Here is a 21,872-nt window from a genome sequence, read left to right on the forward strand (position 1 = left end):
GGTCTTCCTCCCGCGCTGAATCAGCGCCGCTGACCGTCTCGATGCGGGTGGACGGCGTCAGCTCGGTCGTGCGCTCGTCCGCGCGCTCGACAGCCCGCTGAAGGCGCGGATGAAGAGCGGACTCCCGCCGAGCACCAGGTAGAGCCCCGCGCACACGGCCAGCGTCGGTGCGAGCCCGAACTGCTCGACCGCGAATCCGCCGAGCAGCGCGCCGATCGGCATCGACGCCGCGACCCCCGCCGTCGTCGCGCCGAACACCCTCGCGCGCATGCCGTCGGGCACCTCGCCGTACATCGCGGTCGCCATCATCGGGTTCAGCGCCCCGGCCGCGAGACCCGACAGGGTGAGCACCGGCAGCAGCACGGGCACCGGAGCGCCGAGCGCCATCGCGAGGTACGGCGGAAAGCCCGCCAGCACGAAGCACGTCGCGAACATCACCCGCCCCGACCAGCGGTGCCCGAGTGCCCCGAACAGCGCCGAGCCGGTGAGGGCGCCGGCAGCGAAGCATCCGACCATGAACCCCAGCAATGCGGGTTCGCCGAGCACGTCGGTCGCGTAGACCGGTTTCAGCACGGTCATGCCGGCCGCATCGATCGCGTTCGTGAGGGTCACGAGCAGCACGATCGCGCGCAGCAGCGGCGAGCGCACGAGGAATCGGATGCCCGCCACGAATCCGGCCGGTGTGTGCTCGGCCGGGTCGGCGTCGCCATCGGGTGTGTGGCTTTCGGTGACGGATGCCGCGAGCCGACGCGGCACGAAGCACAGGATCAGCACCGCCGAGACGATGAACCCGGCCGCATCCACGACCAGGGCCGGCACGGGCCCGGCGAGCGCGACGAGGGCGCCCGCGACGGCCGCACCCACCATGGATGCGGTGCGCTGCACGGCCGACTGCGCGCCCGCGGCGCGGGCCAGCGGCATCCGTGCGAGGGCCGCAAGGTCTGGCAGCAGCACCGTCTTCGCCGTGTCGCCGGGTGGGTCGAGCAGCCCGCCGAGGAAGACGAGCGCGAGCAGCACGCCGAAATCGAGACCGACGGTCACCCAGAGCACCGGGATGGCGAGCACGGTGAGCGCGCTCGCGACGTCGGCGACGATCGACGATGTGCGGTAGCCGAAGCGGTCGACGAGCACGCCGCCGAACGCGCCACCGATGACGAGCGGAACCGTCGCGAAGACGCCCGCGACGCCGGCGGCGAGCGGGGATCCGGTCTGCATGAGCGCGATGATCGGGATGGCGACCAGGGCGATCGCGTTGCCCGACAGCGAGAAGAACTGGGCGACGTACAGGGCGAGCACGGGCAGGCGGCGCCGCGCCCCCGCTGGCCGAGTAGCGCCCGGCTCCGCCGGCCCCGCTGGTCGAGTAGCGCCCGGCTCCGCCGGACGCGTATCGAGCCCCGCCGCGCTGCCCTGGTCGCTCATCGCGTGCTCCTCGGGAACGTGTGCGTGATCCACCGCACCGGCCGCGTACCCGGTGCCGGCTCCCGGCGCCGCGCCCACCACTTCTTATGCACCGCGGCGAGGTCGGCGGTGAGCTCGCGGAACTCCTCGAGCGTCAGGTGCGCCCCGCCGTCGCTCGACTCGGATGCCCCGATCCACTCGGGCTCGAGGTCGAGCTCGGCGTCGACCGCCTCGAGCAGTTCGCGATGGTACGCGTCGAGCACGGCTCGTCGCATGGCGTCGGATGCCTCGCGCCGCTCGGGATCGTCGAGGAACTCCTCGGAACGCCAGCTCGTCGACTCGTGGGCCGCGCGCCACCACCGCTCGCGACCGTCGCGCTCGAGCTCGGGTGCGGGAACCACGAACCCGTGCTTCGCGAGCGTTGAGACGTGATAGCTGATCGAACCGGATGCCGCGCCCGTCGCCTCGGCGAGCATGCTCACCGACTGCGGACCCTCGACCCGCAGCAACCCGAGGATGCGCAGGCGCAGCGGGTTCGCCAGCGCGCGCATGGGGCCCGGATCGTGGAGTTCGAAGGATCGCCGTGGTTCAGCCATGCCTGCAGCTTATATCCGCAAGAGTTCTTGCACAAGAGTTCTTGCGGAACTTCCCACCTCGCTCGGTGCGCTCAACAGCCGGTTCAGGCTTCGATGGCGGCGAGCGTCTCGCGCGCGATCTCGAGCTCCTCGTCGGTGGGCACGACGAGCACGGCCACCTCCGAGGCATCCGTCGAGATCTTCCGGATCTCCCCCGACCGCTCGGCGTTGCGCTCCTCGTCGATTTCGATGCCGAGCCGCTCGAGCCCCGCCAGCGCGGCGGCCCGCACGGGCGCCGCGTTCTCGCCGACGCCCGCCGTGAACGAGATCACGTCGAGCCGGCCGAGCTGCGCGAAGTACGCGCCCACGTACCCCTTGATGCGGTGCACATACACGTCGAAGGCGAGGGATGCCGCGGCATCCCCCTCGGCGCGCCGTTCGAGTACGTCGCGCATGTCGCGGGTTCCCGAAAGTCCGAGCACGCCGCTGCGCTTGTTCAGCAGGTCGTCGAGCTCGTCGAACGACATGTCGGCCTTGCGATGCAGGTGGAACAGCACGGCGGGATCGACGTCGCCCGAGCGGCTGCCCATCACGAGACCCTCGAGCGGGGTGAGCCCCATCGAGGTCTCGACCGAGCGACCGCCGTCGACCGCGGTGATCGACGCGCCGTTGCCGAGGTGCAGCACGAGCTGCTTGACCTCGGCGAGCGGGCGGCCGATGAACTCGGCGGCCCGCTGCGACACGTACTTGTGCGACGTGCCGTGGAAGCCGTAGCGGCGCACCCGGTACTTCTCGGCGACGTCGGCGTCGATCGCGTAGGTGTACGCGGCGGGCGGCAGCGTCTGATGGAACGCCGTGTCGAACACCGCCACGTGCGGCACGTCGGGGAACATCGTTTGGGCCGCCTCGATGCCCTGGAGATTCGCGGGGTTGTGCAACGGGGCGAGCTCGGCGAGGTCTTCGATGTTGATCTTCACGAGATCGGTGACGACCGTCGGCTCGAAGAACCGCTTGCCGCCGTGCACGACGCGGTGCCCGACGGCCACGGGCGGGTTCAGCTCGATCGAGGGTCCGTGGTCGGCGAACGCCTCGAGCATCACCTGGAACGCCGCCGTGTGATCGGGGATCGGGAGCTCGCGGGTCGACTCCGACGGCGCCTCGGTGCGCTCGACCGACGGCGTGGCGGTGACGGGGACGGTGTGCGTCGCGCGTCCGGTTCGCTCGCCGATGCGCTCGATGAGGCCCGAGGCGAGCGTCTGCTCGGCTTCGACGTCGATGAGCTCGTACTTGAGCGACGACGAGCCCGAGTTGATGACGAGGACGATGCTCACGGGGCGTCCTCGGGTCTCGATACGCGTCCGGCTTCGCCGGGCGCTTCTCGACCACCGGGGCGTCCGGCTTCGCCGGGCGCTACTCGACCACCGGGGCGTCCGGCTTCGCCGGGCGCTACTCGACCACCGGACTCGGCCGCCTGGATCGCCGTGATGGCCACCGTGTTCACGATGTCCTGCACGAGCGCGCCGCGCGAGAGGTCGTTGATCGGCTTGTTCAGGCCCTGCAGCACGGGCCCGATCGCCACGGCGCCCGACGAGCGCTGCACCGCCTTGTACGTGTTGTTGCCCGTGTTCAGGTCGGGGAAGATGAACACCGTCGCGCGGCCGGCGACCGCCGACTCGGGCAGCTTCGTGCGCGCCACCGCGGCGTCGGCCGCCGCGTCGTACTGGATCGGCCCCTCGACCGCGAGCTCGGGCGCCCGTTCGCGCACGAGCCGCGTCGCGCGCCGCACCTTGTCGACGTCGGCGCCCGAACCCGACTCGCCCGTGGAGTACGAGAGCATCGCCACGCGCGGCTCGATGCCGAACTGCGCGGCGGTCGCCGCCGACGAGATCGCGATGTCGGCCAGCTGCTCCGAGGTCGGCACGGGCACGATCGCGCAGTCGCCGTAGACGAGCACCCGATCGGCAAGCGCCATGAGGAACACGCTCGAGACGACCTCGACGCCGGGCTTCGTCTTGATGATCTCGAATGCCGGCCGAATGGTGTGCGCCGTCGTGTGCATGGCGCCCGACACCATGCCGTCGGCCAGGCCCAGCGCGACCATCATGGTGCCGAAGTACGAGACGTCCTGCACGATCTCGCGGGCCTGCTCGATCGTCACGCCCTTGTGCGCGCGTCGGCGCGCGTACTCGTCGGCGAACCGGTAGACGAGCACGTGGTCGTGATTCGAGAGTACGGTCGCGCGCGAGATGTCGAGCCCGAGCCCGATGGCGCGGGAGCGGATCTCGATCTCTTCACCGAGGATCGTGAGCTCCGCGACATCCCGAGCCAGCAGTGTCGCGGCGGCCCGGAGGATGCGGTCGTCGTAGCCCTCGGGCAGCACGATGTGCTTGCGCTCCTGGCGGGCGCGCTCGAGCAGCCCGTACTCGAACATGAGCGGCGTCACGACCTCGGGTTCGGCCACGTCGAGCACGTCGAGCAGCGCCTGGCCGTCGACGTGCTTCTCGAAGAGCGCGAGGGCCGTGTCGCGCTTGCGCTGCGACTCGGCGGCGAGGCGTCCGCGGGTGTGCGTGATCGCGAGCGCGGTGTCGTAACTGCCGAGGTCGGTGCGCACGATCGGCAGGCCCGCCTTCAGGCCCCCGATGAGTCGCTCCATGGCCTCGGAGATCGGGAACCCGCCGTTCAGCACGATGCCCGACACCGACGGGAACGTCGCCGAGGTCTGCGCCGTCAGCACCGCCAGCAGCACCTCGCTGCGGTCGGCCGGAACCACCACGACCGACCCCTCGATGAGACGGGTGAGCACGTTCTCCATCGACATGGCGGCCACGACCACGCCCAGCGCCTCGCGATTCAGCAGCTCGGGCTCGCCCGCGTACAGCTCACCGTCGATGGCGTGCATGATGGTGCGCATCGACGGCGCGACGAGGTACTGGTCTTCGGGGATCGCCCAGACCACGACACCGGATGCCGCGCCCGGCGTCGCGGCTTCGGAGCTCGTCTGGGTGCCCGCGCCGGCCTCGGGGCCCGCCGCGGCTCGGACCTGCTCGATGATCTCGTCGAGCCGGTCGGGGTCGGCGCGATTCACGACGATGCCGAGGACCGAGGCGTGCTCGCGCTCGAGCTCCTCGATCGCGAGTTCGGTCAGCTGGGCGAGCTCGTCGGGTGTGCGCGCGTCGGAGTATCCGAGCCGATCCGAGCGACTTCGCCCGCGCCCCGCACTCACGCGCCCGCCGAGCACGAGCAGCACGGGGGCGCCGAGGTTGGCGGCGATTCGCGCGTTGTAGCCGAGCTCGGTGGGGCTTCCGACATCCGTGAAGTCCGACCCGAGGATCACCACCGCATCGCACTGCTCCTCGATGGCCTTGAAGCGCCGCACGATGGTCTCGAGCGCGGCGTCGGGATCGACGTGCACGTCGTCGTACGACACGCCCACCGCCTCGTCGTACTCGAGCGGCACGACCCCGTCTTGCGCGAGGAGCATCTCGAGCACGTAGTCCTGCTCCTTCGTGGAGCGGGCGATGGGCCGGAACACCCCGACCCGGGTCGCGCGCCGCGCCAGCGTCTCGAGGGCGCCGAGCGCCACGGTCGACTTGCCCGTGTTCCCTTCGGGCGAGCAGATGTACATGCGGTGCGCCACGCGCTCCAGCCTATTGGGCGCGTGTCGGATGCCGCGTGGCGCCGTCGCTCGCACTCCGCGTGACGACCCTTTGCCGGGTGGAGGACGCGTACAGGAGGTCGTGTGCCGTCGAAGGGTCGTCACGGCGTGTCGTCCATGGTCGGGCTGGCGCCGGTGATTCGTGGCGCTCCGGCTCGGGTAGACTGTCTCCGGCTCCCCACGTGGCGCCATCCAGGCCAACTCCCCCAGGGCGGAAACGCAGCAAGGGTAACCGGGCTCTGGCGGGTGCGTGGGGGGTCCCAGGAGGATTCGCCTAGTGGCCTATGGCGCACGCTTGGAAAGCGTGTTGGGTGAGAGCCCTCGGGGGTTCGAATCCCCCATCCTCCGCCAATTCACGAGGCGTCGCCGTCGGACGCCGGTGCGCCATCGCCGGCGCCGTCGCTCGCCGGCGCACCGTTGCCGTTGGGCGCCGGTGCGCCGTTCGCCGCCGCGGCGTCGAGCGCGGCGACCGCGCGTTCCCGGCCCAGCGAGATGAGCTCCTCGGCCCGGTGGAAGTCGAGCACCCGGGCCGAATCCTTCGGCACCGTGACGTACACGTCGGGCGGGTAGGCGGCCATGCGGTAGCTCGCGACGAGACTCTGCATCGCCTCGAGCGACAGCTGCATGACGTCGAACATGCGCAGACCCGACGGGAGTTCGCCGAAGACGTCTTCGACGCCCTGCCCGGCAGCATCGACCGGATCTGGAGACTTCCCGCTTGAGAATCGACGCGTCACCATCCGAACGACGTCGCGGTCGAGTACCCCGCTCGCCGTGCGTCGGAAGCGGTCGAACCAGTCCTCCGCCGGCTGGACCTCGGCCGACTCCCGCTCGGGCGCCAGCGATGCGGGGGTCGTGCCGTCGCCCGACAGTGAGACGGCGATCGTGAGGTCTGCTCGCGCGGCGGAGGTCGGTGCCAGGGGCACGGGGTTCAGCAGGCCGCCGTCGGCGAGCAATCGCCCGTTCAGCATGACCGGGGTGATGAAGCTGGGCAGCGCGATCGATGCACGGATCGCCACGTCGACCGGGCCGTTCTGGAACCACACCTCCCGGTGGGCGATCAGGTCGGTCGCCACCGCCGTGTAGGCGATGGGCAGGTCCTCGATGCGCGCCCCGCCGAGCAGTTCGCTCACGCGCTGCATGATCTTCTCGGCCTGGATCGCGCCGGGCGCCCTGATTCGCGGGTCGAGCAGGCGCAGCACGTCGCGCTGCGTCAGGGTGCGCACCCAGTCGGTGTACTCGGGGAGGGCGCCGGCCGCGTACAGTCCCCCGACCGCGGCCCCCATCGAGCTTCCGGCCACCGACACGATCTCGTACCCGCGCTCCTCCAGCACCTGGATGACGCCGATGTGCGCATACCCGCGAGCGCCTCCGGAACCGAGCGCCAGGGCCACTCGTGTGGGTTGCGGCATCCGATCGCCTCCTCACGTAGGCACCAACATACCGAGAACCCATCGGATGCCGCGGGCCGGCGGCATCCCGTCAGCACCTTGTCCTCATTAATGCCGAATGGCGTCGCGCATCACGTGCACGCATGATGTGAGAGATGTCAGCGGCGCCGATGGACACCAGGAGCGGGGACGCAGGGGGCTCCTCCATCGGCGCCGCGACAGTTCGCAGCCCGGGCCTCGAGGTGGTCACGCTGAGGCCGCGTCGCACGCTCGGACGGAGCATCGGGTTGCCGTTCATCGCGCTCGTGCTCCCGCTGCTCGCCGCGGAGCTCTGGCTGCTCGACCCCGAGGGCGCGTGGCCGCTCGTCGCCTGGACGGCCGCCGTCATCGCGGTGCTCGTCGTCGCCGCCTGGATCGCGTACCAGCGAACGCAGGCGTCGATCAGTGTCTACGGCATCGTCGAGCGCGGGTTCTTCGGCGGCGTGTACACGACCGCCGCCCGCGACATCGCCGGCGTGCTGCGAGTGCGGGTCTATCGCGGCAACAGCCTCGACACCTCGCAGGAGCTCTTCGTCGTGAGCCATGCGGGCCGCGGGGTCTTCCGCATGCGAGGGCGGTTCTGGACCACGTCCGACATGGACCGCGTCGCGCAGATCCTCGGGGTCGAGCAGACGGTGCGACCCGAGCCGATGACGCTCGCCGAGCTGCGTCGCAGCGACCCGCAGCTGCTCTACTGGTTCGAGCGCCGCTCGATCAGTCGCTGAAGCGGGTCGAGATCCCGAGCAGCGGCGCGTCGGGCCGGCTCGAGGGCAGCTCGTGGAATCCCAGCCGCTCGTAGAACGCCCGCGCACCGGTGTTCGCGGCATCCATGCCGAGGTGCACCGCGGGCACACCGCGCCGGGCGAGCTCCGCGCGAAGCGTGTCGATGAGCCGGCGACCGAAGCCGCGACCCTGCAGCTCGGGCAACAGGTCGATGTGCAGGTGCGCCGGGTAGTCGTCGACCTCGGCGATGAGCATGCGCCCGGGGTCGGACCCCGCGGCCAGCAGCTCCTCCTCGGTGAACGCGGGCTCGTGCCCGGTCGACGGGCCGGGCGACGGATGCCGCGAGCGGAACCACCAAGCCCACTCGTGCCGCCACCAGGCCACGAACTCGCGCGTGTCGGCGACGCCGAGCACGTACCCGAGCACCCGCTCGCCGTCACCCGAGTCCACGACGAACGCCAGCTCGGGCGCGTACTCGAGGTACGGCAGCGCGAACACCTCGGGCATCAGCAGGTCGTCGGAGTACAGGCCGGTAGCGTCGCCGCCGCCCGCCGCGGTGCGGATGCAGACCTCGACGACGCCGTCGCGATCCGCCGGTCGATACGGGCGGATGAACGGTTCGCTCACCGCCGGCGCCGCGTTCCGAAGATCCCCTCGAGCACGCCCGTCAGCACCTTCTGCGTCTCTCGAGAACCGAGCACCTCCTCGAGCACGGATTTCTCGCGCCGGCCCGACGAGCTGCGACTCGAGCGGGACGAACGGCTCGTGCCCGACGAGCGGCTGGTCCCCGACGTGCGCTTCATCAGCCGATCGTACTCGGCCTGCGCGGCCTTGCGCTCCTTCTCCTGCTGCTTCTCGATGGCGGCCTGCTGCTTCGCGTACTCGGCGTCGGCCTTCGCCCGGGCCTCGGCCTCCTCCGCGGCTCGGGCCGCCTCGGCCGCGGCGTTCATCTTCGCCGTCAGGAGCTCGTGCGCCGATTCGCGGTCGACGGGGGTGCCGTACTTCGCCTGCAGCGGCGAGGCGGCGACGGCGGCCTCGATCGCGGCATCCGACGTCGGTGACATCGACGCCTGCGGGGCGCGCAGCCGGGTCCAGGCGACCGGGCTCGGCGCGCCCTTCTCATTCATGACCGTGACGATCGCCTCGCCGGTGCCGAGGGTCGTGAGCACCTCCTCGAGGTCGTAGCCCGACTTCGGGTAGGTCGACACCGTCGCACGCAGCGCCTTCGCATCGTCGGGAGTGAATGCGCGCAGCTGGTGCTGCACGCGCGATCCGAGCTGGGCGAGCACGTCGCCCGGCACGTCCTTCGGGGTCTGGGTCACGAAGAAGACGCCGACGCCCTTGGAGCGGATGAGCCGCACGGTCTGCACGACCTGCGCCAGGAAGTCCTTCGACGCGTCGGTGAAGAGCAGGTGCGCCTCGTCGAAGAAGAACACGAGCTTCGGCTTGTCGAGGTCGCCGACCTCGGGCAGGTCGTTGAAGAGGTCGGCGAGCAGCCACATGAGGAACGTCGAGTACAGCGCAGGCCGGTCGGCGACGCCGGGCACCTCGAGCAGGCTCACGATGCCACGACCGTCGGATGCCACGCGCAGGAACTCCGCGGTGTCGATCTCGGGCTCGCCGAAGAACACGTCGGCCCCGGCCTCGGCGAAGGCGACGAGCTCCCGCAGGATGACGCCGACGGTGGCCTTCGACAGGCCGCCGAGCCCCTCGAGCTCGGCCTTGCCCTCGTCGCTCACGAGGTACTGCAGCACGGCGCGCAGGTCCTCGAGGTCGAGCAGGGCCATGCCGGCGTCCTCGGCCCAGTGGAACACGAGACCGAGGCTCGACTCCTGCGTGTCGTTGAGGCCGAGCACCTTGCTGAGCAGCAGCGGGCCGAAGCCCGCGACGGTCGCGCGGATCGGCACTCCCCTGCCGATGCCGCCGAGCGAGAAGAACTCGACGGGGAAGGATGCCGCCTCCCACGCCTGCCCGATGCCCTCGGTGCGCTGCAGCAGCTTCTCGTTGCCCTCGCCCGGCGTCGCGATGCCCGAGAGGTCGCCCTTGATGTCGGCGGCGAACACGGCGACCCCGTGCGCGGCCAGCTGCTCGGCGAGCACCTGCAGGGTGCGGGTCTTGCCGGTGCCCGTGGCGCCCGCGACGAGCCCGTGCCGGTTCGTCATCGCGATCGGGATGCGCACCGGCACGTCGGGCATCGCCTCGCCGTTGACGAGTGCACCCATCTCGAGGGCGGCCCCGTCGAAGGCGTAGCCGTCGCGGATCACGGCGACCTGGTCGGCGTCGAGCGGTCCCTCCGGTGGTCGAGGAGCGCCCGGCGAAGCCGGACGCGTGTCGAGACCCACGCCGCCGTCGCTCGTGACGACCTCTTGCTCGGTGGACGACCCTTGCGACGGGTCGTCAGCCGGCAAAGGGTCGTCACGTTGCGATGACGCCGCGGACGCGGCATCCGTCGCCCGCTGCTGCGCCTCGAGCGCGGCCTGCGCGAGCTCGGCGGCCTCCTCGGCCTTGCGGATCGCCTCCTGCGCCTGCGCCTGCAGCGCCTCGGCCGCCTCCGCCGCTGCGGCGGCCGCCTCCTGAGCTCGTCTCACCGCGTCATCCGACATGAGGCGATCCTACTGAGCGCCGTTGCTGGGGAGGGTGCAGCTGGCAGGGTGACGCGAACGCGCCCGCGATCGCCCGAGTTGACGAATTCTCGCGTATACTGATATATTGGAATACAGGCCGACCAACGAGGGTCGACCGGAACGGGAACTGAAGGAGAACCACGAAATGCGCATCAAGGGACTGATCGCCGGCGGCGTCGCCGCGGCGCTCGGCATCGGGCTGCTCGCGACCGCACCGGCGAACGCCGCGACCACGAGCGAGATGATCACGGTGAGGTGGCCGTCATCCAGCTACACGTCGCCGTCGCAGGGCTCGACCGTGATCAATCACTACGACACGGGCAACCGGCTGGAGGCGCACTGCTATGTCACGGGCGACTACACCAACGGCTCCAACGTCTGGATCCGCCTGCCCAAGCACCACGGCGGTGGATGGATTCCGCGTTCCGCGATCGACACGGCGCCCCTGCCGCCGTGCTGATCACGATGGGCTGACCCGACAGCCCCACGGACGTGGGCGAACAGCCCCGGCCGATGCCACGAGGCATCCGAGCCGGGGCTGTTCGCATTCTGCATTCCGGTATATTGCCGCCATGACCGAACGATCGACCGCCGGGCTCGGCGGAACCATGTCGGTGGGCGCCTCGCGGCTCACGGTCGGCGACTCGGTGTACCGCGAGCTCCTGAGCGCGATCTACGACGGCCGGCTCGAGCCGGGCCAGCGCCTCAACGACGTCGCGCTCGCCAACGAGCTCGGCATCTCACGCACGCCGGTTCGCGAGGCGATCCAGCAGCTGCGGGCGATCGGCGTCGTGGAATCCGAGCCGAACCGATTCACCCGGGTGGCGGTCGTGACGCCCGCACAGGTTCGCCAGCACCTCGTCGTGTGGGTCGCGCTCATGCACGCCGTGATCGACGAGGTCGGTTCGGCGCTGCCGAAGGGCGTGCTGCGGCGCATGGAGACCCAGCACCGCCAGTTCTCACGCGCAGTCGAAGAGCTCAGGAAGCTCGGCTCGGGCGACGAGCAGCTCGAGCAGCGCATCGAGAAGGCGCGCGGCCTCGCCACCGCGAACTTCGGCTTCTTCGCCGCGCTCAGCGAGACCAGCGCCAACCCGCCGCTGCGCGACGCCCTGGAGCGAGCCCAGCACGTGATCAGCCTCGGCAGCCTGTCGCTTCCCGAGTGGGTCGACGTCGCAGGCCTCGCCGAGTCGCAGGCGCGCCTGCTCGAGGCGCTGCACGAGGGCGACAGCGCCGGCGCGCACGCCGTGCTCGATGCGCTGCGACAGCTCGTGGTGCCGGGCGCCGAGGGGTAGGCCGCCCGGCACGCTCACGCGTGATGCGGCGGAATCGCCTCCCCCGTCTCGATCAGCGACTTGAGGCTCGAGAGCACCCTCGGCCACGTCTCGGCCGCATCCGCCTGTGCGGGATGCTCGGCGCTCCACTCGTCGTTCGTGAGCGTCAGCCGCGTCAGCGCGACGCCCGCCGGCTCGAGTCGCCACGTCACCCGGCTCGTGAGGTCGGCATGGTCGTCGCGGTGGACCGGCCCGGGGTGTTCGATGAGCTGCAGGATGCCGCCCGGCGCCGCCTGCAGGACCTCGCCGTACACCTGCACGATCTCGCGACCACCCTCGCCCGGCGCCACGTACTCGAACCGGCCGCCGGGCTCGAGGTCGCCGCGCAGCACGGCGCCGTGCATGACCGCGCGATTGCCCTCGTCACCGACGATGGCGTCCCACACCGCCGGCGGGTCGGCCTTGATGTAGAGGGTCATCTCGAAGTCCTGCATGGTTCCTCCTCGAACGGTGCTGCCGACGGCGACGGATGCCTCAACGCTACGCCGCGGCATCCCCAGCGCGTGGGAGCGGCGATACTGGAACGGTGAGCGATCTCGGCCCTGTGAACCCCGGACGCGCCGCCGAGACCGCCTGGCTCCGCCGCTGGGAGCTGCGTCCCGACGGCGATCCGGTCACGACCGCGTCGAGCACGCTCACGCCCGTACTGACGAGCGACGGCGAGCCCGCGATGCTCAAGGTCGCGCACAGCGACGAGGAGGTGCGCGGATCCGCCCTGCTCGTCGCACTCGACGGGCACGGTGCCGCCCGAGTGCTCCGCCACGAGCGGTCGGCGCTGCTCCTCGAGCGGGCCACGGGTGCGGGCGACCTCGTCGAGATGGTGAACGCCGGCCACGACGACGAAGCCACCCGCATCATCTGCGAGGCGGCCGGCGCCATTCACGCGGCATCCGACGACGTGATCAACAATGACGAACCGCCCGCGCTGATCGACCTGCCGACCTGGTTCTCGCATCTGTTCTCGGAGGCCGACGGGCTCACCCCGTTCCATCGCCGTGCCGCCGAGATCGCCGGCGCTCTGCTCGAGGGCCCGCGCGAAGCCGTCGTGCTGCACGGAGACCTGCACCACGGCAACGTGCTCGACTTCGGCGCGCGCGGCTGGCTTGCGATCGACCCGAAGGGGCTCATCGGCGAGGCGGCCTTCGACTACGGCAACCTCTTGTGCAACCCGTCGCACGAGCGCGCGCTGCAACCCGGACGCCTCGAGCGCCAGTTCGGCGTGGTCGTGGCATCCACCGGTCTCGAACCCGAACGGCCGGCTCAGTGGCTGGTGGCGTGGTGCGGGCTGTCGTCGACCTGGTTCGCGATCGACGACGACGAGCGGCTCGCCGACTCGGCCGCCCAGATCGGCGAGCTCGCCCTGTCGCTCGACGCCCTCGGCGCCTTCGGCGCCTGAGCCCGCGCCGGCTCACGTCACGACGCGAGCTGGATGGCCTCGCCCGTCTCGACCCAGGACTTCAGGCTCGAGAGCACCATCGGCCAGGTCTGCGCGGACTCGATCTGCGCAGGGTGCCCCTCGCTCCATTCGTCGTTCGTGAACGTGAGCTTCGTGAGTCCCGGCGCGGCCGCCTCGAGGCGCCAGGTCATGCGGCTCGTGAGCTCCGCGTGGTTGTCGCGATAGACCGGCCCGGGATGTTCGGTGAGCTGCAGGATCGCGCCCGGCTCGGCCTGCAGGACGTCGCCGTAGACGTGCACGGTGTCGGCGCCCGCCTGGCCCGGCCCGACGTACTCGTAACGTCCACCCGGCACCAGGTCTCCGCGGAACACGGAGCCCCACATCACCGCACGGCTGCCCTCGTCGCCCGTGATGGCCTCCCACACGACCGGCGGGTCCGCCTTGATGTAGATGGTCATCTCGAAATCGCGCGGCTGCGGCTGGGTCTGGGTCTGGGTTGTGGTCTGGGTCTGGGTTGGGGTCGGTGTCTGGGCTGTGGTCTGGGTTGTGGTCTGGGTCTGTGTCTGCATGTTTCCGACGGTACGGATGCCGCGCGACCGCGTCTTGAAGGAACGCGACAGTGCCGCTGGAAGGGACCGGCGCGGTCGACGTCACCCGGCGCTCGCCGGGACGTCGGCGGTTGCCGGGATACTGGCTGGATGCATCGTTCGAGCGACGAGCACTGGCGATCGCGCGCGGGGCTTCCTGCCGTGAAGGGCGTGCTCGCATCGCCGGCGACGGCGGGCATCGCGCCGCTGCCGGCCGACGCCGACGCGCAGGTCGCCGAAGAGGCGCCCGTTCGCCTGGCACGCCACGCCGTCGGCCCCGCGATCGCCGACCTCGTGCGCCACGTCTGGATCCCGCGCTGGCGGCTCGCCGACGGGCACGTGGTCGAGCAGGGCGTGCTCGAATACCCGTCGGCGAACCTCGTGATCGAGCCCGAGACGGCGGCGCTCCACGGCCCGCACATCGGTCGCAGCAGTCGCCAGCTCGAGGGCGTGGGGTGGGCGTTCGGAGCGCTGCTCCAACCCGGGGTCGCCCGGCTGCTGGCGCGCGGTCCGATGCGCGCACTGGTCGGCGCCTCGGTTCCCCTCGACGGGCTGCGGGTCACGGATGCCGCGGCCATGGTGCGCGACGTCCGAGCCGCGTGCGCCGACGGCGACGACGCGGTCGCGCTCGACGCGTTCGAGGCGTGGCTCACCGAGCAGCGCCTCGAACTCGACGACGACGCGAGACGCGTACGACACGTGGTCGAGCTCGCCGAGTCCGACCGAACGATCCTGCGAGCCGACGACCTGGCCGAGGCGAGCGGGCTCGGCCTCCGGACGCTGCAACGGCTCGTTCGCGAGCAGCTCGGGCTGACGCCGAAGTGGCTCATCGGGCGGTACCGCATGCAGGAGGCCGCCGCGGCCCTTGCGGCGCCCGACCCTCCGGGCCTCGCCGAGCTCGCGGCATCCGTCGGCTTCTCCGACCAGGCCCACCTGACCCGCGTGTTCCGGGCGGTCATCGGGCAGACGCCCCGACGCTACGCACTCGCTGCCCGGGCCGCGCGTACGCTGGCCCGATGACGGATGCGCCGCTCTTCGGGCAGGTTGCCGCCCCCGACCTGCACGTGATGACGTACAACATCCGTCGGCGCGTGCGAGGCAACCGGCCGCGAAGTCCCGACCGGTGGGCGACGCGCAAGGCGCTGATCCGCCGGATCCTCGTCGACGAGCAGCCCACGCTCGTCGGGGTCCAGGAGACCCTCGCCGACCAGGCCCGGTTCGTCGCGGATGCGCTCGGTTCGCGGTACCGGTCGGTGGGCATCGGGCGCAACCCGTCGGGCACCGGCGAGGGGAACCCGATCTTCTACGACGCCGAACGGCTGGAGCTGATCGATTGGCGCCAGCGCGCGCTCTCGGCGACCCCCGATCGGCACGGCTCGCGCTCGTGGGGCAACGTGACCCGGAGGTCGATCGTGTCGGCCGAGTTCACGGATGCCGCGACCGGCTCGCGGCTGCACGCGTTCAACACGCATCTCGACCACCTCTCGTGGCGGTCGCGGCTGCAGTCGGCGCGGATGATCGTGCGTCTCGTGCAGGCCGTTCGCGACGCCGAGCCCGATGCCGGCATCGTGGTCACGGGCGACTTCAACGCCGGGACGGAATCGGCGGTGTACCGGGAGCTCACCGCCGCCGGCACGCTGCGCGATGCGTGGGAGGCGGCCGCCGAGCGGGTGACGCCGCAGTGGGGCACCTACTCGGGGTACCGTCGCCGGCGGGTGGGCGGGCGCCGCATCGACCTCATCCTCGTCGGCGACGGCGTCGACGTGCTGCGCACCGGCATCAACGCCGTGCGCTTCGACGGGCGGGCGGCATCCGACCATGAACCGGTGCAGGCGGTGCTTCGGATCGGTGCGGTCTGAGTGGGGCTCGATGAGCGGCGCGAGTGAACGGGCGCGCGGGCGCACCGGGTGAAGCGGCCCGTGGGCGCCGCCGGTGGGTCGCGTCTAGAGTGCTGCCATGCCCAACCCCCTGTTCAAGCGTCCCGAAGGCCCGGCCGAGTACGTCGCGGACGCGGTGCGCGCCGTCGCCGCCGCCAGTGTCATCGTCGCAGCCGTCGGCTGGAGTCTGGTCGACGCGCTGAGCATCCTGCTCGTGCTGGCGCTCATGTTCGTTCCGCGCGCCCTCGGCCTGCGGCCCGGGTTCGACATCACGTTCGGCATCGTGGTGCTCGTCGCCGTCTGGAGCAACGTGCTCGACCTCTACCTCACGGCGCGGTGGTGGGACCTGCCCGTGCACTTCGCCACCAACGGCGTGTGCGCGGCGCTCGTGTACGTGGTGCTCACTCGGTTCGAGATCCTGGCCGACCCCGCGACGCTTCCGCGCCCGAGGCTGTCGGTGGCACTCGTGACGACCTTCATCGGCGTCACCTTCGGCGTGCTCTGGGAGCTGTGGGAATGGTTCGCGTACAACTTTCTCGACCCGAGGATGCTCGTGGGCTACGAGGACTCGCTCGGCGACCTCGTCGTCGGCGGCCTCGGTTCCCTGGTGGCCGGGCTCGCGATGCGGTCCCTGATGGCGCCGCGCTCGGCCAGTCGCGAGCAGGCTTCCCACACGCGCTGATACCGCGGGCGGGTGGTTCGTGACAAGCCGTCCGCCCCGGTCGGAGCCGCCGTCTAGAGTGCTGGCATGGCCCGAACCCTGCTGCGGCGACCCGAGGGTCCTGCCGAGTTCGTCGCCGATGCCCTGCGCGCCCTCGCCGTCGTCAGCGCGGTCGTCGCGGCCATCGGCTGGGGCCCCGTCGAGGGGCTGAGCGTCGCGCTCGTGGTGGGAGGCATGATGCTCCCCCGCCCGCTCGGCCTCCGTCCGGGATTCGACATCGCGTTCGGCATCGTGCTGCTCGTGGCGGTCTGGAGCAGCGTGCTCGAGGTCTACATCACCACGCGGTGGTGGGACCTCCCCGTGCATTTCGTCGCCAACGGGCTCATCGCCGCCGTCGGCTACGTCGTGCTGGAGCGATCGGGAGTGGTGGCGGATGCCTCGACCCTTCGCCGGCCCATCCTGTCGACCGCTCTCGTGACGACCGCCGTCGGGGTGACCCTCGGCGTCGTGTGGGAGCTGTTCGAATGGTTCGGCCACACGTTCATCGACGAGGAGATCTTCGTCGGCTACGAGGACACGCTCGGCGACCTCGTCGCGGGCGCCCTCGGTTCACTCGCCGCGGGGCTCAGCCTGCGAGCACTGATGGCGCAGCGCTCGCCCAGTCGCGAACGAGTTCCTCGCGCACGGTGACCCCGGTGCCAGGGGCATCGGGCACCCGCAGCTGACCGCGATGCTCGCCGTCGCGGTCGCCGAGCACGAACGGCTCGGTGATGTCCTCGGCGAAGTAGCGACCCGACGCCGACGTGTCGCCGGGCAGCGTGAATCCGGGCAGTGCGGCCAGCGCGACGTTCGCGGCTCGGCCGACCCCGGTCTCGAGCATGCCGCCGCACCACACGGGCACGTCGCGTTCCCGGCACGCGTCGTGCACGCGGAGCGCCTCGAGGTAGCCGCCCATGCGCCCCGGCTTGATGTTGACGACGCTCGTGGCGCCCCGGTCGATGGCGTCGACGGTCGTGGTCACGTCGAGGAGGGACTCGTCGAGGCACACCGGCGTCGTGCACGCCTCGGCGAGCCGCACGTGCGTCGCGAGATCCACTTCGGCGAACGGCTGCTCGATGAGCAGCAGCTCGAACGCATCGAGCCGCGCGAGCAGCGGGATGTCGTCGGCCGCGTAGGCGGTGTTGGCGTCGACCTGCAGCAGGCCCTTCGGGCCGAGCTCCTCACGTACCGCACCGACGGGGATCAGGTCCCAGCCGGGCCGGATCTTCAGCTTGATGCGACGGTAGCCCTCCTCGACGTACCCCATGACCTCGTCGAGGAGCTCCTCGACGGTCGGCGAGATGCCCACCGAGACGCCGCAGTCGACCCACTCCCGCTCGGCGCCGAAGAACTCGCCCATCGAACGCCCCTGTGCGCGGAGCTCGGCGTCGAGCACGGCCGCCTCGAGCGCACCCTTGGCCATGCGGTGCCCCGCGACGAAGTCGAGCGTCGGGGCGACGGATGCCGCGAGCGGCACGGATGCCGCGCGATCCGCCCCGCTCGCTGGTCGAGTTGCGCCCGGCGAAGCCGGACGCGCGTCGAGACCGGCGCGCGCCGCCTGGAGCAGCGCCGGAGCGAGGTACCGCTCGATGACGGATGCCGCACCCGCGACGTACTCGCCCGAGTAGAACGGGTCGCGGCCGGCCACGCACTCACCCCACCCCTCGGCGGCGTCGGTGACGACCTTCACGAGCAGCACCTCGCGCACGGTCTCTCGACCGAACGAGGTCTCGAAGGGACGCACGAGCGGCACCTCCATGCGGTGCAGCTCGATGCGCTCGAGGCGCGGCGTCTGGTCGGTCATCAGGCCTCCCGGTCGGGGTCGTCGCGGGTGAACACGTAGTCGCCGGCGGCGTCGAGTTCGGGGCGAAGCGCCGGTGGTCGAGGAGCGCCCGGCGAAGCCGCCCCCGGTGGTCGAGGAGCGCCCGGCGAAGCCGCCCCCTCCGGTGGTCGAGGAGCGCCCGGCGAAGCCGGACCCTCCGGTGGTCGAGGAGCGCCCGGCGAAGCCGGACCCTCCGGTGGTCGAGGAGCGCCCGGCGAAGCCGGACCCTCCGGTGGTCGAGTAGCGCCCGGCGAAGCCGGACGCGTATCGAGACCCCAGAGCACCGCGAACGCCTCGCGCGAGGCATCCCGGAGCCTGGCCGCCACCTCGGGATCCTCGGCGCGCACGTGCTCGAAGTCGGCGACGAGCGCGAGCCCGCCCTCGGAACGCCACTTCGGCTGCGGCGCCCGGGCCAGCGCCCGCGCCGTGCGCGGCGAGTCGAGCCGCCAGCGCACCTCGAAGCGGTCGCTGCGGTCGTGGCCGCTGATCGCGTCGTGCAGGTCGCCGTAGAAATCAGGGTGGAAGGCCACGACCTCGGCCCCGAGGCGCACGAGGTTCATGCGTGCGTTGCGGCGGATCAGCGGGTCGTACGTCCAGCGCACCTCGGTCACGCCGTGCGCGAGGCAGATGGCCCGCTGCCTCAGCTTGAGGGCCACGCCGATGCCCCGGCCGCGCACCGTGGGGTCGACGGCGTTCATGTGCGAGTGAAGGTGGAGGCCGCCCGACCAGCCCAGGAATCCGAGCGTCGCACCGAGTGGGGCGCCCGCCTGCGGCGCGTCGGGCACCCGGCCGGCCTCGACCGCCACCAGCAGGGTGTTGCCCGCGTGGTCGATCGCCTGGAGCATCGAGTGGTCGGGTCCGCGGCCGACGCCCCAGGTGGCGTCGAAACGCGCGAGCACGCCGTCGAGCTCATGCGGCAGGGCCGGGCGAGTGGTGATGCCCGCACGCGCGTCCGCGGCATCCGCCACCCCTTCGGCGTCGGCCACGACCGAGGCCGGCAGGTCGGGCGGATCGGGTGCCGCGCTCACGCCAGTCGATCCTCCATACCCCAAGCCTGCCCGTAGCCGCCGTCGTCGACCGGGCGCGCCATGAGCTCGAGGAACGGTTCGGCTTCGAACGCCTCGGGGCCGAGCACGCCGCGGCCGCTCCAGACGCCGGACGCGAGGAGCTCGAGCGCGATCACGGGATTCAACGCCGTCTGCCACACCACGCACTGCGCGTCGTACTCGCGCATCGTCCACTCGTTGTCGGACACGTGGTAGAGGTACACCTCGCGCGGCCGGCCGTCGGTGCCGACACCGGTGACCCAGACACCGGCGCACGTCTTGCCGGTCATGCGCGGGCCGATGGTCGCCGGGTCGGGGAGCGCGGCGGCGACGACGTCGCGCGGGGCGACGTGCACGGGGCCGTTCTCGCTGCGGACGCGCAGCGGGGTCGTGGAGTCGAGCCCGAGCAGGTGCAGCGTCTGCAGCACGTTGATGAACTCGGCGCCGAGCCCGTACTTGAACGTGACCCGCTTGGCGTCGATCCAGCGGGGCATGAGGAGCACCTCCTCGTGCTCGACGTTGACGCACTCGACGGGGCCGATCCCCTCGGGGAAGTCGAACACCTCGGGCTCGGAGAACGGCGGTGTCGTGAACCAGCCGGGACCCTTCTCCCAGATCACGGGCGGATTGAGGCACTCCTCGATGGTCGTCCAGATCGAGAAGCTCGGTGCGAAGATCTCGTTGCCCTCGTCGTCGGTGACGACGAGGTTCGCGCCGTCACGGGTGCCGAGCTCATCGATCTCGCTGAAGAGGTGGTCGGCGGCGTAGCGTGCGAACACGTCGGAGAGTCCGGGCTCGACGCCGATGCCGACGAGCGCCAGGCGGCCCGCCTGCTCCCAGTCGCCGGCCTGTGCGAACTGGTCGTCGCCGAGCTTGACGCCCGTCTTCGAGTACGGCTCGCTCGGATGCGGCTCGGACAGGCTCATCGCCATGTCGAGGTAGTCGGCCCCCGCCGCGAGCGCGCCCGCGAAGATCGACGGCACGAACTTCGGCTCGACCGCGTTCATCACGTGCGTCGCCTCGTGTGCTCGGGCGACGGATGCCACGACGTCGGGATCGCTCGCATCGATCTGCGCCGTGGCGAACCGCGCCGCCACCTCGGGGCCATGCTTCTCGCGGATCCAGTCGACCGTGCGCTTCGCGCGCGATTCGTCGTAGTCGCTCACGACGAGGAGCTCGAAGAAGTCGCGGCGTGCCGCGATCTTCGCGATGGCGTCTCCGACGCCTCCGGCGCCGACGAGGAGGATCCGCATGCCACGACGCTATCGCGCCGCGCCGACGCGCGTCGACGCGGCATCCGACGCCGTTGCGGCGCGCCCCGGCGACTCTGCGCGCACCCAACCTCGCAATTCCAGAGCCTCCGAGACTTGTCGCGCGACGTCGTCGAATCGTGAGTGCTTGTTGACCCGGATGACCAGCCAACCGTTCGCCGCCAGCTCGTTGAGGCGATCGACATCTTTCGACCATTGCGATCCACTCTCGCGGTGATGTTCGCCGTCGTATTCCAGCAGCACCTTCCACTGCCGGTAGACGAGGTCACCATGCGTCTTCCGCCCGGAGCGGAGCATGATGACGCCATTGGGCTCGGCATCGGGAAAGGCCGCTGCAATCATTTCGAGGCGCAGTTCAGTCTCTTTGGGCGATTCGGAACAAGCCCGGAGATGTGGACGAGCATCTCGAAGCACTCGACAGCCGCGCCGCTTGCCATACCGTTCGATCGCCTCGTCGATCTCCTCGATGGTCGCCAGGGGATGAGGCCTTCCGAGGAGCCGATCGCCGGCCTGTATCAGCTCGACCTCGCCGAGCCCGGCCGAGAGCTGACACCAGGCGTCGGGGGCGGCGATGAGTTGGAGCCCGTTCCGTCGAGCGGTGCGCGGAGGATCGCTCGTGCGGTGCCCGACGACATCGGCGACACGGGGCGGGTAGGCTCCACCCCAGACAGTGACGTGCAGAGACCTCATTTCCTGCAGTCTGCGTGGAAGCGGGAGCTCCCAGAGCATCGCCGCGGTGGCGTGACTGAAGGCCGCGGGGGACGCGCCAAGGTGCAAGGCAAGCGCCCGGCAACGCGACGTCAGGGACTTCGCCTCCTCCCGTAACAGCCGCACGCCCCGTACGGGGATCACGAGATCGGACGCGCGAAGGCGCTTCTCGGTGAACCCGAGGGCGCGCGCCTCATCGAGGGTGAACGGGGCGAGAGTGAAGTCAAGCGGCAGCGGGCGGCGCGGGCTCATGGGTTGAGTATCCAGCCCCGTATCCGGGTTGAAGTCGGGGAAGTCGTGCGTGCGAGACATCCGTGAGTGCCCACGAATGTCGAGGACAAGTGGACTCGACGGCACCCTCGCGCCGAGAATGCACTTGGCGCCCTTGACCGGGCGGAAACTGCAGTCTCGTCATCCGCCGGACCCAAAACTCCTCGCCGAGAGTGCACTTGGCGCCCAAGAAGGGGCGGAAAGTGCACTCTGGGCATCCGTCCGATCCAGAACTCCTCGCCGAGAGTGCACTCAACGCCCAAGAAGGGGCGGAAAGTGCACTCTGGGCATCCGTCCGATCCAGAACTCTCGCCGAGAGTGCACTCAACGCCCAAGAAGGGGCGGAAAGTGCACTCTGGGCATCCGTCCGATCCAGAACTCCTCGCCGAGAGTGCACTCAACGCCCAAGAAGGGGCGGAAAGTGCACTCTGGCATGGTCGGCGCGGAGGGGAGTGCGGG

Annotated in this window: 21 protein-coding genes, 1 tRNA gene and 1 other RNA gene; 10 read left to right on the forward strand and 13 right to left on the reverse strand. The window is 70.9% G+C overall.

Features of this window, described 5'->3' with window-relative positions; genetic code table 11:
• Nucleotides 1-57: 57 nt before the first annotated feature.
• The 4 genes from HUS56_RS06180 to pta all read right to left on the reverse strand — a co-directional run bounded on the left by HUS56_RS06180 (nucleotide 58) and on the right by pta (nucleotide 5,610).
• Complete coding sequence (locus HUS56_RS06180; protein WP_173922501.1) at nucleotides 58-1,419, reverse strand: MFS transporter; 1,362 nt, start codon at nucleotides 1,417-1,419, stop codon at nucleotides 58-60.
• Entirely contained in the window at nucleotides 1,416-1,994 is a 579-nt protein-coding gene (locus HUS56_RS06185; protein ID WP_173922502.1) for a winged helix-turn-helix domain-containing protein, read from the reverse strand. Before HUS56_RS06185 ends, HUS56_RS06180 begins: the two co-directional genes overlap by 4 nt.
• Nucleotides 1,995-2,077: 83 nt before the next feature.
• Complete coding sequence (locus HUS56_RS06190; protein WP_173922503.1) at nucleotides 2,078-3,304, reverse strand: acetate/propionate family kinase; 1,227 nt, start codon at nucleotides 3,302-3,304, stop codon at nucleotides 2,078-2,080.
• A complete protein-coding gene (pta, locus tag HUS56_RS06195) occupies nucleotides 3,301-5,610 on the reverse strand; it encodes a phosphate acetyltransferase (RefSeq protein WP_173922504.1) in 2,310 nt (769 codons plus the stop codon). The genes HUS56_RS06190 and pta overlap by 4 nt, the downstream gene beginning before the upstream one ends.
• A 187-nt stretch (nucleotides 5,611-5,797) precedes the next feature.
• Here pta and ffs point away from each other — a divergent pair.
• Nucleotides 5,798-5,894, forward strand: an RNA gene (gene ffs / locus HUS56_RS06200) — signal recognition particle sRNA small type.
• Nucleotides 5,892-5,979 (forward strand) — tRNA-Ser (locus tag HUS56_RS06205). The genes ffs and HUS56_RS06205 overlap by 3 nt, the downstream gene beginning before the upstream one ends.
• 2 nt (nucleotides 5,980-5,981) lie before the next feature.
• Here HUS56_RS06205 and HUS56_RS06210 read toward each other — a convergent pair.
• Nucleotides 5,982-7,040: a patatin-like phospholipase family protein gene (locus HUS56_RS06210; RefSeq protein WP_173922505.1), complete on the reverse strand. Its 1,059-nt coding sequence runs from the start codon at nucleotides 7,038-7,040 to the stop codon at nucleotides 5,982-5,984.
• Between the two features lie 134 nt (nucleotides 7,041-7,174).
• Between HUS56_RS06210 and HUS56_RS06215 the strand changes: the two genes are divergently transcribed.
• The gene (locus HUS56_RS06215; protein ID WP_173922506.1) at nucleotides 7,175-7,783 is read left to right on the forward strand and encodes a hypothetical protein; all 609 of its coding nucleotides are present in this window, start codon (nucleotides 7,175-7,177) and stop codon (nucleotides 7,781-7,783) included.
• On the opposite strand, the gene HUS56_RS06220 is transcribed toward HUS56_RS06215, so the two are convergent.
• Both HUS56_RS06220 and HUS56_RS06225 read right to left on the reverse strand, forming a co-directional pair.
• Nucleotides 7,773-8,408 carry a GNAT family N-acetyltransferase gene (locus HUS56_RS06220; RefSeq protein WP_173922507.1) on the reverse strand — a complete coding sequence of 212 codons (636 nt, stop codon included), beginning with the start codon at nucleotides 8,406-8,408 and terminating at the stop codon, nucleotides 7,773-7,775. The genes HUS56_RS06215 and HUS56_RS06220 overlap by 11 nt on opposite strands.
• Entirely contained in the window at nucleotides 8,405-10,384 is a 1,980-nt protein-coding gene (locus tag HUS56_RS06225) for a helicase HerA-like domain-containing protein (RefSeq protein ID WP_173922508.1), read from the reverse strand. Before HUS56_RS06225 ends, HUS56_RS06220 begins: the two co-directional genes overlap by 4 nt.
• Nucleotides 10,385-10,550: 166 nt before the next feature.
• Between HUS56_RS06225 and HUS56_RS06230 the strand changes: the two genes are divergently transcribed.
• Both HUS56_RS06230 and HUS56_RS17130 read left to right on the forward strand, forming a co-directional pair.
• Nucleotides 10,551-10,865, forward strand: a complete 315-nt coding sequence (locus HUS56_RS06230) for a hypothetical protein (protein WP_173922509.1) — start codon at nucleotides 10,551-10,553, stop codon at nucleotides 10,863-10,865.
• A gap of 112 nt (nucleotides 10,866-10,977) precedes the next feature.
• Nucleotides 10,978-11,697, forward strand: coding sequence for a GntR family transcriptional regulator (locus HUS56_RS17130; protein ID WP_254431307.1), 720 nt, complete (start codon nucleotides 10,978-10,980; stop codon nucleotides 11,695-11,697).
• A gap of 14 nt (nucleotides 11,698-11,711) precedes the next feature.
• On the opposite strand, the gene HUS56_RS06240 is transcribed toward HUS56_RS17130, so the two are convergent.
• Complete coding sequence (locus tag HUS56_RS06240) at nucleotides 11,712-12,170, reverse strand: SRPBCC domain-containing protein (RefSeq protein WP_173922510.1); 459 nt, start codon at nucleotides 12,168-12,170, stop codon at nucleotides 11,712-11,714.
• A 92-nt stretch (nucleotides 12,171-12,262) separates the two neighbouring features.
• On the opposite strand from HUS56_RS06240, the gene HUS56_RS06245 reads away from it, so the two are divergent.
• The gene (locus tag HUS56_RS06245; RefSeq protein WP_217423947.1) at nucleotides 12,263-13,132 is read left to right on the forward strand and encodes an aminoglycoside phosphotransferase family protein; all 870 of its coding nucleotides are present in this window, start codon (nucleotides 12,263-12,265) and stop codon (nucleotides 13,130-13,132) included.
• A 17-nt stretch (nucleotides 13,133-13,149) separates the two neighbouring features.
• On the opposite strand, the gene HUS56_RS06250 is transcribed toward HUS56_RS06245, so the two are convergent.
• A complete protein-coding gene (locus tag HUS56_RS06250; RefSeq protein ID WP_217423948.1) occupies nucleotides 13,150-13,701 on the reverse strand; it encodes an SRPBCC domain-containing protein in 552 nt (183 codons plus the stop codon).
• 129 nt (nucleotides 13,702-13,830) lie between these two features.
• Here HUS56_RS06250 and HUS56_RS06255 point away from each other — a divergent pair, with 129 nt between their 5' ends.
• The 4 genes from HUS56_RS06255 (at nucleotide 13,831) to HUS56_RS06270 (ending at nucleotide 16,947) form a co-directional block, all read left to right on the forward strand.
• Nucleotides 13,831-14,739, forward strand: coding sequence for an AraC family transcriptional regulator (locus HUS56_RS06255; protein WP_173922512.1), 909 nt, complete (start codon nucleotides 13,831-13,833; stop codon nucleotides 14,737-14,739).
• Nucleotides 14,736-15,578 (forward strand): endonuclease/exonuclease/phosphatase family protein, encoded by an 843-nt coding sequence (locus tag HUS56_RS06260; protein ID WP_173922513.1) that lies wholly within the window; start codon nucleotides 14,736-14,738, stop codon nucleotides 15,576-15,578. The genes HUS56_RS06255 and HUS56_RS06260 overlap by 4 nt, the downstream gene beginning before the upstream one ends.
• A 97-nt stretch (nucleotides 15,579-15,675) precedes the next feature.
• Nucleotides 15,676-16,278: a hypothetical protein gene (locus HUS56_RS06265; RefSeq protein WP_173922514.1), complete on the forward strand. Its 603-nt coding sequence runs from the start codon at nucleotides 15,676-15,678 to the stop codon at nucleotides 16,276-16,278.
• Between the two features lie 66 nt (nucleotides 16,279-16,344).
• The gene (locus HUS56_RS06270; protein WP_173922515.1) at nucleotides 16,345-16,947 is read left to right on the forward strand and encodes a hypothetical protein; all 603 of its coding nucleotides are present in this window, start codon (nucleotides 16,345-16,347) and stop codon (nucleotides 16,945-16,947) included.
• Here the strand turns inward: HUS56_RS06270 and menC are convergent.
• From menC to HUS56_RS06290, 4 genes are read right to left on the reverse strand one after another with little or no spacing between them, the layout of a single operon-like run.
• Nucleotides 16,883-18,100, reverse strand: a complete 1,218-nt coding sequence (gene menC / locus HUS56_RS06275; protein WP_173922516.1) for an o-succinylbenzoate synthase — start codon at nucleotides 18,098-18,100, stop codon at nucleotides 16,883-16,885. The two genes, HUS56_RS06270 and menC, sit on opposite strands and share 65 nt — an antisense overlap.
• On the reverse strand, nucleotides 18,100-19,146 hold the full coding sequence (locus tag HUS56_RS06280; protein WP_173922517.1) for a hypothetical protein: 1,047 nt from the start codon (nucleotides 19,144-19,146) through the stop codon (nucleotides 18,100-18,102). The genes menC and HUS56_RS06280 overlap by 1 nt, the downstream gene beginning before the upstream one ends.
• Nucleotides 19,143-20,417 carry a saccharopine dehydrogenase family protein gene (locus HUS56_RS06285; RefSeq protein ID WP_173922518.1) on the reverse strand — a complete coding sequence of 425 codons (1,275 nt, stop codon included), beginning with the start codon at nucleotides 20,415-20,417 and terminating at the stop codon, nucleotides 19,143-19,145. The genes HUS56_RS06280 and HUS56_RS06285 overlap by 4 nt, the downstream gene beginning before the upstream one ends.
• A 9-nt stretch (nucleotides 20,418-20,426) precedes the next feature.
• Complete coding sequence (locus tag HUS56_RS06290; protein WP_173922519.1) at nucleotides 20,427-21,455, reverse strand: DUF559 domain-containing protein; 1,029 nt, start codon at nucleotides 21,453-21,455, stop codon at nucleotides 20,427-20,429.
• Between the last annotated feature and the right edge of the window lie 417 nt (nucleotides 21,456-21,872).

This window comes from Agromyces sp. Marseille-P2726 (genome assembly GCF_902809835.1).
Lineage (GTDB): Bacteria > Actinomycetota > Actinomycetes > Actinomycetales > Microbacteriaceae > Agromyces.

Bases quoted from the DNA above. Each gene is read 5' to 3' on its own strand.
- HUS56_RS06215 (WP_173922506.1), top strand. From the start codon at position 7,175: ATGTCAGCGGCGCCGATGGACACCAGGAGCGGGGACGCAGGGGGCTCC.
- HUS56_RS06255 (WP_173922512.1), top strand. From the start codon at position 13,831: ATGCATCGTTCGAGCGACGAGCACTGGCGATCGCGCGCGGGGCTTCCT.
- HUS56_RS06230 (WP_173922509.1), top strand. From the start codon at position 10,551: ATGCGCATCAAGGGACTGATCGCCGGCGGCGTCGCCGCGGCGCTCGGC.
- HUS56_RS06250 (WP_217423948.1), bottom strand. From the start codon at position 13,701: ATGCAGACACAGACCCAGACCACAACCCAGACCACAGCCCAGACACCG.
- HUS56_RS06185 (WP_173922502.1), bottom strand. From the start codon at position 1,994: ATGGCTGAACCACGGCGATCCTTCGAACTCCACGATCCGGGCCCCATG.
- HUS56_RS06290 (WP_173922519.1), bottom strand. From the start codon at position 21,455: ATGTCTCGCACGCACGACTTCCCCGACTTCAACCCGGATACGGGGCTG.
- HUS56_RS06270 (WP_173922515.1), top strand. From the start codon at position 16,345: ATGGCCCGAACCCTGCTGCGGCGACCCGAGGGTCCTGCCGAGTTCGTC.
- HUS56_RS06285 (WP_173922518.1), bottom strand. From the start codon at position 20,417: ATGCGGATCCTCCTCGTCGGCGCCGGAGGCGTCGGAGACGCCATCGCG.
- HUS56_RS06225 (WP_173922508.1), bottom strand. From the start codon at position 10,384: ATGTCGGATGACGCGGTGAGACGAGCTCAGGAGGCGGCCGCCGCAGCG.
- HUS56_RS06240 (WP_173922510.1), bottom strand. From the start codon at position 12,170: ATGCAGGACTTCGAGATGACCCTCTACATCAAGGCCGACCCGCCGGCG.
- HUS56_RS06180 (WP_173922501.1), bottom strand. From the start codon at position 1,419: ATGAGCGACCAGGGCAGCGCGGCGGGGCTCGATACGCGTCCGGCGGAG.
- HUS56_RS06265 (WP_173922514.1), top strand. From the start codon at position 15,676: ATGCCCAACCCCCTGTTCAAGCGTCCCGAAGGCCCGGCCGAGTACGTC.
- menC (WP_173922516.1), bottom strand. From the start codon at position 18,100: ATGACCGACCAGACGCCGCGCCTCGAGCGCATCGAGCTGCACCGCATG.
- HUS56_RS17130 (WP_254431307.1), top strand. From the start codon at position 10,978: ATGACCGAACGATCGACCGCCGGGCTCGGCGGAACCATGTCGGTGGGC.
- HUS56_RS06210 (WP_173922505.1), bottom strand. From the start codon at position 7,040: ATGCCGCAACCCACACGAGTGGCCCTGGCGCTCGGTTCCGGAGGCGCT.
- HUS56_RS06260 (WP_173922513.1), top strand. From the start codon at position 14,736: ATGACGGATGCGCCGCTCTTCGGGCAGGTTGCCGCCCCCGACCTGCAC.